This is a genomic window from Micromonospora sp. NPDC093243, assembly GCF_044753725.1.
In the GTDB taxonomy this organism is placed as follows: domain Bacteria; phylum Actinomycetota; class Actinomycetes; order Mycobacteriales; family Micromonosporaceae; genus Micromonospora.
In genome coordinates this window covers 569,485-581,605 of record NZ_JBIVNT010000001.1, presented here as the reverse complement: position 1 = coordinate 581,605, position 12,121 = coordinate 569,485, and the positions used below count along the sequence as shown (strand labels likewise).

Genomic DNA, 12,121 nt, shown 5'->3' with positions numbered 1-12,121 from the left:
GCTCAGCCGGCCTCCCGGACGGAGGATCGGGTGCCGTCGGCGTCCAGGTCCCAACGGCGGCCGAAGGCCGGGCTTCCGGCCAACCGGATCCAGCCGAGCGATTCCGGTATGTGCGGGTCGAGGATCAGCCGGCCGTCGACGGCGTCGAGCCCCAGCAACGTGCGCAGGAAGAGCAGCGGCGCCCCGCTGGCCCAGGCCTGCGGGTTACAGGCGGTGGGGTAGGGAACCGGTTGCCGGCCGAACGCCCGGTCGTAGCCGGAGAGGGCCTCGGGCAACCGGTGCTCGGTGTAGGCGGACGCCTCCAACATGGCGGTGACGATCCGGACCGCGTCGTCGTGGTGGCCGTAGCGGGCGAGGCCGGCAGCGATGAGGGAGTTGTCGTGCGGCCAGACCGTGCCGAGGTGGTATCCGATCGGGTTGTAGCCGTGGTCGCTGGTGGAGAGGGTGCGCACCCCCCAACCGGAGAACATCTCGTCGGACATCAGCTGGGCGGCCAGCACGTCGGCCCGCTCCTGCGGGACGATGCCGCTCCACAGCAGGTGGCCCATGTTCGAGGTCATCGAGTCGATCGGGCGCCCGTCGCCGTCCAGGCCGATCGCGTAGTAGCCGCCGCGCTCCGCGATCCAGAAGTCCCGGTTGAACCGCTCCCGCAGCGCCGCCGCCTCCGTCCGCAGCCGCGCGGCCATCGCCGGGTCCTGCCAGGGGCCGTCGGCGAGCTCCGCCATCCGCAGTTTGGCGTCGTAGGTGTAGCCCTGCGTCTCGCAGGTCGCGATGGGCAGCGCCGGGATGGTGCCGTCGGCGAACTGGACGCCGTCGCGGGAGTCCCGCCAGCACTGGTTGCCCAACCCCTGCGAGGAGCGCGTCGCGTAGCCGACGTAACCGTTGCCGTGCAGGTCGCCGAACTCGTCGATCCAGCGCAGTGCCGCCTCGGCGTTCGGTCGCAGCTTGCAGATCAGCTCGTCGTCGCGGGTCCAGCGCCAGTACTCGGAGAGCAGCACCAGCCAGAGCCCGGTGGTGTCGGCGCCGCCGTAGTAGGGCTGGTAGGGCTTCATGCCGAGTTGGGTCAGCTCGCCGGTGCGGTACTCGTGGAAGATCTTTCCCGGTTCCCGGTCGGTGAAGTCGTCGGTGTCGCCGGCCTGGTGCGCGGCGAGCACCACCAGGGCGCCCCGCGCGACCTGCGGGCCGAACGCCACGGTCTGGTACGAGGTGATCAGGGTGTCCCGGCCGAAGACGGTCATGAACCAGGGCAGCCCCGCCGCCAGCAGGACCACCGGCTCGCCCCGGATCCGCTTCTCGATCCGCATCGACACCAGGTCGGCGGCGGACTTCTGGTACACCGCGACCAGCCGGTCCGACTGACCCTCCAACATCGGCACCGTCGCCAGCCAGCGGCTGGACGGGTCCGCGGCGTCCCGCTCGAAGACGTCGCCGAAGCTGCGTGGCACCGGTTCGAAGTCCTCGTCTCCGCAGCGCAGGGGTACCCGCAGCTCGCAACGCCAGGCCTGGCCGCGCGAGAGCTGCAGGTGCCAGATGAGCGCGTCGCCGTCGACCTGGTCCGCGGCCGGGTCGGCGGCCACCCGCACCGCGGCGGCGTAGTCGCCGTTGCGGTAGGCGAAGCGGAGCGTCGACCCGTCCGCCTCGTGGTTCCGGGTGATCTCCGGGGTCCGGTCGCGCCCGGACTCCTTGATCTCGAACAGGTCGGCGAAGTCGGTGCCGACGTCGAGGCGCAGCCGGAGTTCGACCGGGTCGGCGCCGAAGTAGCGCAGCTCGATCCGCTCGTACATGCCATCGCCGACGAAACGTTGCCGACGGATTCCCACCCGGTTCGCCGGCACGCCGAGCAGCTCGGAGTTGGCGAGGAAGAAGGCGGCCGAGAACGGGTCGACCGTCCCGGACCCGAGCACGAGCAGCGGGGCGTCGTTGATGCTGAGTTCCCACCGGTCGAGGAAGCGGGTGTCGTCGTGCAGCAGCCCGCCGATCGAACCCTTCGGTACGTCGCCCCGGGCGTTGGAGAACATGAAGGTCCGGCCCTCGAGCACGCCGACGGTGTTCGGCCCCAGCTCCGGCGGCAGGTCCCGGCAGACACCGCTGTGGGTCAGCAGCTCGCCGTCCGCCTCCGGCCACGGCTGAGCCGGGGTGCGTCGTCGTTCCGTAGCCGTCACGTACACCTCCAGTCGACGAACCGGACATGCCGTCACCGTCGATCAGCCTATGCGGCCCGGGGACGACGTCGCGGTGGCATTGAGCAACATGGGTGGGATCGGCGCCTGGCTCCCATCCATAGATCAAGGCCGATTGTTTTGGTACCGTCGGCGGGTACCGACTCGGGGAGGTCACATGCGTCGTCGGGAAGCCCGGTTCGTCGCCGTTCTCGCGGTCGCCGCGCTGGCGGCCCCGCTCTCCACCGGCGTCGCGCACGCCGATCCGGTGGTGCCCCGGCACGCCGTGGTCGTCTGCCAGAGCGCGAGCTTCTATGCCAACTACGACTCCGCCGGCGGCCCGCACGGGCTGAAGCGGGTGCTGGAATACGGCAACAAGATCGGCCATACTCCCGGCGCCCACCCCGTCTACAACGGCTGGGCGGCCGCCTTCGACTTCGGGCCCAACGACTGGGGCTACCTGCGCATCGAGTGCATCGGGGGGTACGACTCGTGGTGAGACTGCTCCGCCGCGCCGGCGTCGTCTGCGCCGCCGCGGTCCTCGCGACCGCCGTCGCGCCAGCCGGACCGGCGCAGGCGGCCAACGGCACGATCGGTGAGCGGGAGACCGTCTGCGCGGCTGACCTGTTCGTCCGCACCGAGCCGAACGGCGCCTGGATGGGCACGCTGTACCGTGGCCAGACCTTCCTCGTCGAGGGCCCCCGCAGCGGCGGCTACGTGTACGGCTTCGCCTACGGACACATCAACCGTCGCGGCTGGGTCCAGGACGGCTGGTTCTGCTGAGGACGCCGTACCCCGCGCGCCGCGCCGGGCTCGTCCCGGCCTCGCCACCGCTCCCGTCGCGCGGCTGAGCCCGTTCCGCCTCCGCGACCCGCGGACAGCCGCGACAGTGGAGTTGGCTGCGGGCAGGTCGCCAGGGCGACGGCGGGGGGTGCGACGTGGAAGGGGACGTGGCAGCGCTCGTGCTGCTCGTGGTGCTGGGCGCCACCGTGCTCGTCGGCACCACGATCGGGGGGCGTTACCGCGTCGCGCCACCGGTCCTGCTCATCGGCATGGGGGCGCTGCTGGCCCTCATCCCACCGCTGTCGCACGTGGTGCTCAGCCCCGAGGTCGTGTTGGTGCTCTTCCTGCCGGCGATCCTCTACCGGGAGGCCCTGACCACCAGCCTGCGGGAGATCCGGAACAACCTCGTGGTGATCGGGCTGCTCGCCGTGGTGCTGGTGGGGCTCACGATGTTCACGGTGTCGCTGGCCGCGCAGGCGCTCGGCGTCAACCCGGCGGCGGCCTGGGTGCTCGGTGCGGTGCTGGCGCCGACCGACGCCGCCGCGGTCTCCGGTCTCGCGAAGCGGATGCCTCGCCGGTTGCTGACCACCCTGCACGCGGAGAGCCTGATCAACGACGGCACGGCGCTGGTGCTCTTCGCCGTCACGGTCGGCCTGCTCGCCGGCGGGGCCGTGCCGGGGCCGCTCGATCTCCTCGGGGAGATCAGCCTCTCCTTCGTCGGCGGCATCGCCGCCGGGCTGGCGGTCAGCCTCATCGTGGTGCTGGTGCGCCGGCACATCGACGACCCGCTGCGGGAGGGCGCGTTGAGCGTCCTCACCCCGTTCGCCGCCTTCCTGCTCGCCGAGGCCGTCCACGCCAGCGGGGTGCTGGCGGTGGTGGTGGCCGGCCTGGTGCTCGCCTACGCGGGCCCGCGGGTGATCCGGGCCCGGTCCCGGGTGCTGGCCCTCGGGTTCTGGGACCTCTCCACTTTCATGATCAACGGTGGGCTGTTCGTGCTGCTCGGGATGCAGATCCCCCGCGCGGTCCGCAGCGTCACCAGCGTCTCGACCCAGCGCGCGCTGGTCATCGCGCTGGTGGTCACGCTCGTGGTGGTGGCGACCCGGCTGGCCTGGGTGTGGTTCACCCCGTACCTGTTCCGGCTCTTCTACCGCGGTGAGTCGCAGCGCGAGAACCGGGTGTCCTGGCGGGTGCGGACCGTGGCCGGCTGGTCCGGCTTCCGCGGCGCCGTCTCGCTCGCCGCGGCGCTGGCGGTGCCGCTGGCCATGACGAACGGCCGACCGGTCGAGGAGCGAGATCTGATCATCTTCTGCACCGCGGTGGCGATCCTGTCGATCATGCTGGTCCAGGGCACCACCCTGCCGCTGCTGGTGCGCTGGGCCGGCCTGACCGGCGACCAGCAGCGCGTCGACGAGGTGCGGCTGGCCCGGATAAGGGCGGGGAAGGTGAGCCTCGCGGCGCTGCCTGAGGTGGCCAACGAGATCGGCGCCGGCGAGGACGTGGTCAGCCGGGTACGGACCGACTACGAGGCGCTGCTCGACGACATCCGCGCCGCGGAGCAGGAGGAGGGGGCGCCGCGGGCCCGCGAGGTGGAGCGGCAGCTGCGGCTCGGTCTGCTCGAACGCAAACGTCGGGAGATCACCCGGATGCGCGACGCGAACGAGATCGACGACGTGGTGCTGCGCGATCTGCAGGCGGTCCTGGACATCGAGGAGATCCGGCTGCTGGGCCCGGAAGCGCCGGACTAGTGCGCGACGATCATGCAGTTGTGGTGGGGGACGCAGGGTGCGAACCACTGCGCACCGGGCACCACAACTGCATGATCGACCGTGCCGGGGGTCTGGGCTACCAGGTGGTTGGTGGGGGTGGGGGGACGACCGGGGGGCGGTCGTCACAGGTGATGGTGTTTGGCAGTTGCCAGTCGGCTAGCCAACCCCCGTCGTTGCCGCCGAGGTCGTCCAGGCTGAACTCGGAGCCGGCCGGGGTGAAGTGGAACGACCCGCAGTTGTTGACCCCCACCGCGCCCACGTGCCGGGCGTCCACGTTCTCGAAGGACGCCGAGCCGGCCGAGCGGGCGCTCACCACCGACGTGCCGGTGCCGTCGACCCGGATGTCGCGGAAGTGCACGTTGCTGATCGAGTAGAGGTCCTTCACCGACCATTCGCTGACCAGCATGATCGCGTTGTAGGTGCTGTCCAGGTAGGTGTCCCCGACCACCTCGATCCGCGCGTCGATGCTGCGGTCGAGCGCGTAGAGCCAGATGGCGCCGAGGCCGATGTTCCAGTTCAGTTCGTACGTGCCGGCGCGGGCCGTGGTGTTGCCGGTGATCCACAGGTGCCCGGTGAACGGCTCGGCCCCGAACCGGGAACCGACCTGGATGGCGCTGCCCTCGCGGACCGGGTCGGCGATCAGGTTGTTCGAGACGGTGTTGTCCGTGCCGCCGTAGATCGCGATGCCGTTGGCCAGCACCGGCGACTGCACGGTGTTGCGGTCGAAGGTGTTGCGCGCGTTCGCCGTCGCCTCCGACCACATGGCCAGCCCGTCGTCGCCGGTGTTGCGGACGAAGTTCTGTGCCACCCGCGAGTCGGTGACGCCGGTGTGGAAGTTCAACGCGTCCGCGATCTGGTCGACGATGATGTTGTTGGTGACGCGTACGTTGCGCATCGGCCCGTCGAACCAGATGCCGACCTTGGTGTGCCGGATGTGCAGCCCGTCGATGGTGGAGTCGCTCATCGCGCCGCCGACGCCGTTGACCTGGTCGGTGTCGATCCGCTCCCGGACGTCGCCCTCGATGGCGAAGCCGGAGAGGTGCACGTTGCGGCTGCCGCCGTTGGCGGCGTCCTTGCCGTAGAAGCCGACGCCGGTGTGCACCGAGCCGTCCGGCGCCGGGGCGGGCAGCGTCACCTCCCGGCCCTTGATGACGGTGTACCAGTTGCCGGCGCCCTCGATCCGCACGTCGTCGACGATGATGTGCCGGTTGACCTGAAAGGTGCCGGGCGGCAGGTAGACGCTCAGCCCGGTGCGCTTGGCGAAGGCGATGGCCCGTTCGATCGCCGGGGCCGAGTCCCGGCGTCCGGTGGGGTCGGCGCCGAAGGCCAGCACGTTCGCGGCGAGCAACCGGACGCGCGGCGGGGCGACCAGTTCGGAGTCGAGCAGGTCGATCACCGTCCACGCGGCGTTGCTGCCCGCCGGCGCGGTGAGCCGGATCCGGTCGCCCGCGCGGTAGGTGCGGTCGAGCAGCAGTCGCTGCTCGTCGTAGAAGTGGCTGGGCCGGAACGGCGTGGGGATGCTCGGGTACGGGGTGGTGGCGGCGGGCACGCAGGAACACTCGGTGATCCACCAGTCCGGGTGCAGCAGCCCGGCATTCGGGTCGTTGCTGAACGGGTACTGGTTGTAGAGCCACGCGTACTGCGAGGTCAGGGTCATCGTCCGGGTCCGCTTGCCGTTGACCGCGACGTCGAGCGGAGCGGTGATGCCGCCGCCCGAGGGCGCGTCCGGGATGCTGTAGCGCACGGTGATCGCGTTGGCCGCCGCCGGCAGGGTGAACTCGACGTACCGGCCGGGGACCAGCTTGACCGCCCGCCGGCCGGAGGCCTCCGACGGCAGCGTGTAGGCGCTCCGGTCCGGGCCGATGACCTCGCCGTTGGTCGCCGCGTTCTCCGCCTCCTGTTCGAGGAAGGCGACCGGGGCCCCACGGCCGGCGACCAGCTTCGGATCGAGGGCGGCGCGGGTCACCACCGGTGCGGCGCCGGCGTGGCCGGGCTGCTTGCCCGTGGCGGCACTGGCCGGCACGCCGGCCAGGATGCCGATCGCGGTGGCCAGCGCCGTGGCGGCGGCGACCGCCGCGGTGGGCCGGCGTCGGGTGCGCGGCAGCGCCGCGCGGATGCTCCGGGTCATCAAGGACTCATCTCTGTTCGGGGTGAGGTGGTGCGGCGGCCGCCACCGACATTCGGGCGCAGGCGGCCGCGGTTCAGGCGGAATAGACCTCGAGTTGGGAGAGCTGGCCGGCGGGCCAGCCGGTGTTGGCGGTGATCCGGACCCGTACATGGCGGGTGGCGACTGCTCCGAAGGTCAGCGTGACCTGGTTGCCGGTGGCCGGGTCGAAGACCCGCCCCGCCGAGGCGACCAGGGTGCTCCAGGTGGCGCCGTCCGTGCTGCCCTGCACCGATAGCGTCTGGGTCCGGGTCTGCCAGGCCGGTGACGGCGGCAGCCGGAGCACGACGCGCCCGATCGTGGTGGTTGAGCCGAGGTCGACCTGCACCCACTGCGGGAAGGCGTTGTTGGCGCTCTCCCAGTAGGTGTCGGGATTGCCGTCGACCACGTTGCCGCTGCCGTAGCTCTGGGTGTGGCCGCTCTCCGCGGTCGGCCGGCCCCGGGCGAGGTCGCCCTGGGGCGCCGGGTCGGTGGTCACGGTGACCGCGTTCGACGGCTGCGACTGCGCGCCGGTGGTGTCCAGCGCGACCACGGTGAAGGTGTACGCGCTGGCCGGGCTCAGCCCGCCCACGGTGGCCGAGGTGCCGGTGACCGAGGCGACCGGCTGGCCACCTCGGCGGACCTGGTAACCCGCGATCCCGTCCGCGTCGGTGGCGGCGGTCCAGGCCAGCGAGACGCTGGTGGCGCTCTTCGCGGTGACCGAGAGGTTGCCCGGTGCGGTCGGCGGGGTGGGGGTGGCCGTGCCCGCGTACACCTCGACCTGGCCGAGCTGCGCCGCGGGCCAGGCGGTGTTGCCGGTGATGGTCACCCGGACGTGGCGGGCCGTGGTGGTCGGCACGGTGACGGTGGCCGTGTTGCCGGAGGCGGGGTCGAACCGGATCCCGGCAGCCGGGGCGAGGGTGGTGAAGGTGCTGCCGTCGGTGCTGCCCTGCACCGAGAGGGTCTGGGTGCGCGCCTCCCAACCGGGCGGTACGGCGAGGACCAACCGGTTGACCGGGTGGCCGGCGCCCAGGTCCACCTGCCACCACTGCGGGAAGGCGTTGTTGCTGCCCTCCCAGTAGCTGCCCCGGTCGCCGTCGACGGCGTTGCCGGCGGTGAACGATCCGTTCTGGCTGCTTGCGCTGGTGGGCCGGCCGGCGGCCAGGTTGCCGCTCGGCGGCGGTCCGCCGCCGAGCACCGGCGGCGTCGGCCGCACCGGTGTGAGCGCGAGCTGCCCCTTGAGCATCCGGCCGCCGTCGGCGGTGATCCGCAGGTAGTAGTCGGCGGAGCAGGGGGTGCCGTCCTCGTCGAGCGCCCGGATGCCCGCGCCGGCCGGCGTGGTCGCCTGCGTCTCGCTGGTCTTGGCGATCTGGTTGCCCTCGTTGTACTCGTCGAACATCGAGACGTAGAGGCCCTGCGAGCCGAGGCGGATCATGTTGTAGAGGTGTCGCCAGTAGAAGTCGCCGTGCCGGCGGTGTCCGGCCGACAGGTCGCCCGGCATGACGCAGGGCTGGTAGTCGATCCCGTGCGCCGCGCAGTCGGCCAGGTCGGGAGTGTTGACGTTGGTGTAGTAGTCGTCCAGGCCCTCGAGGGTGGTGGCCCGGTAGATCATCCACGGCGAGATCATGTGGAAGGCGTGGTAGACCTCGGAGAATCCGGGCCGGGAGTCCTCGACGCCGCGTCGCCAGTGCGTCGGCACGCCGCCGATGACGTAGCAGCCCTGTGCCTTGAACCAGTTGACCACGTCGAGGCAGGGGGCCGGGGTGAACGGGCGGCCGGGGTCGTTGAAGCCGAAGCCCCAGATGCAGACCACCGGCTTACCGTTCTGCCGGGCGTACGCGGCCGACGCGGTGTGCGCCGACATCTTGGTCGTCCAGTCCTGTTTGATCTGCGACTGCATCGCCGTCCAGTCGGTGACGTCGTACATGATGTAGAACTTGCGACCGAACCGCTCCGCCGCGCTGCGTACCTTGGCCGCCATCGCGTCGCGGGTCGGGCCCTCGTCGCCGAACGGGTTGAACCGCTGCAACGCCGCGGTGTCGCAGCCGTGCTCCTGCATCCAGCGGAAGTGGGTGTCGACGGTCTGCTGGTCGTAGGAGGAGAAGAGCCGGGCCGGCTGGCCGTTGCCGAGGTTGGGGTACGCGGTGGTGTAGCCGTGGTCGTACTCCCGCATGTCCGGCCAGGAGATGATCGTGGTGTTGCTCGGTGAGGGTGGCTGGAACCGGTCCCGGCTCCAGTGCCACCAGCCGCCGATCGGCGCGCCGTCGCCCGGGCAACTGAACCACCCCTGATAGCCGACGGTGATCTTGCCGACCACGTCGCCGGGCGGGCTGGCCGCGGCGGCGGCGGGGGTGAGAGCTGGAACCAGATCGGGAAGGGTGGCGAGCGCGGACCCCGCCGCCACGGACCCGATCAGTGTGCGGCGGGTGAGCGCCATGGCAACCGCTCCTTCGGGGGTAGGAGGGAATTGACGGCCATCATGCCAGCCGTCGACACAGGACCGCAATACTTCGACTGCTCCATGAAAGACACCGGCCACAATCCTGTAAGAACTGGATGGTACGGCTGGCGGCCCCCGCCTCCCCGTAACGTCGGCAGGGACGGTGAAGCCGGGCCGGGTGGGGCGCGATGGCGATGACAGCGGACGGTGGCGCCGAGCCGGCGGCCACCGCCACCTCACCGGGCCGCCCGGCCTTCCTCGAACTCTTCTTCGACCTGGTCTATGTCTTCGCGCTCATCTCGCTCGTGAAGACCCTGGCCGAGAACCTGACCTGGACCGGGTTCGCCGAGGTACTGGTGCTGCTGCTCGCCTTCACCCTGGTCTGGGCGATCACGACGTGGGCCGCCGACAGCCTCGACCTCTCCCGGCCGCTGGTCCAGGCGCAGTTCATCGCGGTGGCGGCGGCCAGCCTGTTACTGGCGGCCGCAGCGCCGGAGGCGTACGACGGGCGAGGCCTGCTCTTCGCGCTCACCTACCTGGCCATCCACCTCGGCTCGTCCGGTTACTACCTGCTGTTCGACCGGAAGGCGCCCGAACCACGGCGCAGCGGAAGGATCCTCTTCTGGTACGCGATCGCCGCCGTCGGCTGGGTCGGCGGGGGACTGACCGACGGCCCCACCCGTCTGGCGCTCTGGGCGGCGGCCGTGACGACGGAGTACACCGCCGCCTCACTCGGCTGGCCGGTGCCCCGGCTCGGCCGATCCCAGCCGCAGGAGTGGCGGCTGATCGGCGAGCGGGTCGCCGAGCGGTACCGGCAGTTCGTCATCATCGCGCTTGGTGCGGCACTCTTCGTCACCGCGACGATGTACAGCCTGCACGACCACACGGCGGGCCGTGCCATGGCCCTGGTGGTGATGTTCACGGGTGTGGTGCTGATGTGGCGGATCTACATCTACCGCGCGGGGGAGTTGCTGACCGAGGCGATCGCCCGGGCGACGAACCCGTCGCTGCTCACCCAGAGCGCCGCGGTCACCCACCTGATCATGGTGGCCGGCATCGCCGGGGTGGCGGTCACCGCCCATCTGGTCGTCGCCCGTCCGTTCGGGCCGACACCGGCCAACTGGGCGACGGTCATCCTGGGCGGACCGGCGCTCTTCCTGGTCGGCCGGGGGGTGCTCGACTACACCGTGTTCGCCCGCATCTCCCGGTCCCGGCTGGTCGGGCTGGCGTTGCTGGGCGCCGTCGCCCCGGTCGCGACCCGGCTGCCGCCGCTCGGCGTCGCCCTGCTCTCGGTGGCCGTCCTGCTGCTCATCGCCGCCGCGAACCTGGTGAGCACCCGCCGGCACGCGCGCTCGCCCAGACCCCCCGCGCACGGCTGACGCTCACCACGCCGGCGCGGCCGCTCGCGCTGCCAGCGTCCCGCCCCGCGCTGCCGATGCTCAACGCGCCGGCGCGGTTGCGCCGAACAGCCGCAGTCGGGGAGCCCACGTCTCCCCGACCAGGATGAGAAGCAGGACCAGGTTCGCGACGACCTGCACGGCCAACGGCGGAAGCTGCGCCGCCGCGGGTGCCAGCCCACCCAGCACCACCACGCCGAGCGCCCGCGACCAGAGGAGTCGGCCGGTGACGACGGCGTCGAACAGTGCGCTGCCGAGCAGGAACAGCGCCGGCCCGCCGAGAATGAGCGCCACCCAGCTGGCCGACGTCGGCCCGAACGGTCGCTCGGTGACCAGCGAGATGCTTGTCGACACCACCAGCACCCCGGCCACCATGACCAGGTGGCTGTAGGAGGTGGAGGTGCCGGGGCGGACCCGCTCGACCACCGTGACGTTCGGCGGTGCGAGAAGCTGCCGTACGCGGTGGAAGTAGAGTAGGAACAGCAGTACCGCGCTGCCGAACCCGAGAGCGCTCGCCATCGTCTGGCCGGCCTGGAACTCGCTGAGGGACAGCCCTCGGCCGGTGGTCAGGACCAGCTCGCCCAGCGCGATGATGAAGATCGCCCGGTGCCGCTCGGAGAGGTGCGTCCCGGTGAAGATCTGGCTGGCCAACTCGGTACGTCCCATCCTCGGCGTCGGCCAGCCGAACCGAGCCGAGCCGAGGTCGATCGCCACCGCGAGCGCCCAGAGGAGCAGCCGGCTGGTGCCCTCCACGAACACCCCGGCCACCCACGGCGTGGCGGTGACTCCGAACCAGAAGAAGACCCGGATGCTCCTGGCCTGGATCGGCGGGTTCACCCGGGTGCCGGGGATGAGCACGGCGTCGCGCACCAGGTGGATGCCGAAGTACGCCGCGACGAAGAGCCACCCGTAGCGGCCGAACGCCTCCGGCACCGCGATGGCCATGAGCAGGGTGCCGAGCATGACCGCCAGGACCGTGGCCTGGATGATCGGCAGCCGCGGATCGAACAGGTCGGTGAGCCACGCGGTCAGCACCCAGACCCACCAGGCCGCCATCAGCAGGACGGCGGTCTGCGCCGCGCCCCGGAGGCTGAGGTCCTGGGCGAAGCCGGCGGCGAGCCGGGAGAGCATGAAGATGTAGACCAGGTCGAAGAAGAGTTCCAGGAAGGTCGGATACTCCGGCTCGCCGCGCCGGCGCAGGATGCGGGGGAGTGGACTGGACGTCACCGCGGCTGCCTCCTCTGGCGGTGCGCCGGAGAAGCCGCGACCGGTCTCGGGCCACCTGCCACGCTAGCGAGCGGCTCGACCGGTCGAGCCGGAACGGGCGGGTCGTCGCCGGAACGGGCGGTGCGCCGGCCGCCGGTCGGGTGCGACGGTCCGGCCCCCGGATCGACCGGTCGAGCCGCCGGTCGGCGCGCCGGGGGCCGCGGCAG

The 12,121-nt window shown here is 71.5% G+C and carries 8 protein-coding genes; 4 read left to right on the top strand and 4 right to left on the bottom strand.

Annotated elements, in window-relative coordinates; translation table 11 throughout:
- Positions 1-2 precede the first annotated feature (2 nt).
- Positions 3-2,162 (bottom strand): glycogen debranching N-terminal domain-containing protein, encoded by a 2,160-nt coding sequence (locus tag ACIP9D_RS02685; RefSeq protein ID WP_350870252.1) that lies wholly within the window; start codon positions 2,160-2,162, stop codon positions 3-5.
- A gap of 175 nt (positions 2,163-2,337) precedes the next feature.
- Here ACIP9D_RS02685 and ACIP9D_RS02680 point away from each other — a divergent pair, with 175 nt between their 5' ends.
- The 3 genes from ACIP9D_RS02680 to ACIP9D_RS02670 all read left to right on the top strand — a co-directional run bounded on the left by ACIP9D_RS02680 (position 2,338) and on the right by ACIP9D_RS02670 (position 4,687).
- The gene (locus ACIP9D_RS02680) at positions 2,338-2,658 is read left to right on the top strand and encodes a hypothetical protein (protein ID WP_350870250.1); all 321 of its coding nucleotides are present in this window, start codon (positions 2,338-2,340) and stop codon (positions 2,656-2,658) included.
- Positions 2,652-2,942, top strand: a complete 291-nt coding sequence (locus ACIP9D_RS02675; RefSeq protein WP_350870248.1) for a hypothetical protein — start codon at positions 2,652-2,654, stop codon at positions 2,940-2,942. The genes ACIP9D_RS02680 and ACIP9D_RS02675 overlap by 7 nt, the downstream gene beginning before the upstream one ends.
- Before the next feature lie 167 nt (positions 2,943-3,109).
- Positions 3,110-4,687: a Na+/H+ antiporter gene (locus tag ACIP9D_RS02670; protein ID WP_350870246.1), complete on the top strand. Its 1,578-nt coding sequence runs from the start codon at positions 3,110-3,112 to the stop codon at positions 4,685-4,687.
- A gap of 97 nt (positions 4,688-4,784) precedes the next feature.
- Here ACIP9D_RS02670 and ACIP9D_RS02665 read toward each other — a convergent pair whose 3' ends face one another.
- Complete coding sequence (locus ACIP9D_RS02665; protein ID WP_350870244.1) at positions 4,785-6,836, bottom strand: glycosyl hydrolase family 28-related protein; 2,052 nt, start codon at positions 6,834-6,836, stop codon at positions 4,785-4,787.
- A gap of 73 nt (positions 6,837-6,909) precedes the next feature.
- Positions 6,910-9,288, bottom strand: a complete 2,379-nt coding sequence (locus ACIP9D_RS02660; protein WP_350870242.1) for a discoidin domain-containing protein — start codon at positions 9,286-9,288, stop codon at positions 6,910-6,912.
- Between the two features lie 191 nt (positions 9,289-9,479).
- Between ACIP9D_RS02660 and ACIP9D_RS02655 the strand changes: the two genes are divergently transcribed.
- On the top strand, positions 9,480-10,670 hold the full coding sequence (locus tag ACIP9D_RS02655) for a low temperature requirement protein A (RefSeq protein ID WP_350870240.1): 1,191 nt from the start codon (positions 9,480-9,482) through the stop codon (positions 10,668-10,670).
- Between the two features lie 60 nt (positions 10,671-10,730).
- Here ACIP9D_RS02655 and ACIP9D_RS02650 read toward each other — a convergent pair whose 3' ends face one another.
- Entirely contained in the window at positions 10,731-11,915 is a 1,185-nt protein-coding gene (locus ACIP9D_RS02650) for a low temperature requirement protein A (RefSeq protein ID WP_350870239.1), read from the bottom strand.
- Positions 11,916-12,121 lie beyond the last annotated feature (206 nt).

What these genes read in the sequence shown, in the direction of transcription:
- ACIP9D_RS02680 (WP_350870250.1), top strand. Translation starts at nt 2,338, where the DNA reads ATGCGTCGTCGGGAAGCCCGGTTCGTCGCCGTTCTCGCGGTCGCCGCG.
- ACIP9D_RS02660 (WP_350870242.1), bottom strand. Translation starts at nt 9,288, where the DNA reads ATGGCGCTCACCCGCCGCACACTGATCGGGTCCGTGGCGGCGGGGTCC.
- ACIP9D_RS02655 (WP_350870240.1), top strand. Translation starts at nt 9,480, where the DNA reads ATGGCGATGACAGCGGACGGTGGCGCCGAGCCGGCGGCCACCGCCACC.
- ACIP9D_RS02665 (WP_350870244.1), bottom strand. Translation starts at nt 6,836, where the DNA reads ATGACCCGGAGCATCCGCGCGGCGCTGCCGCGCACCCGACGCCGGCCC.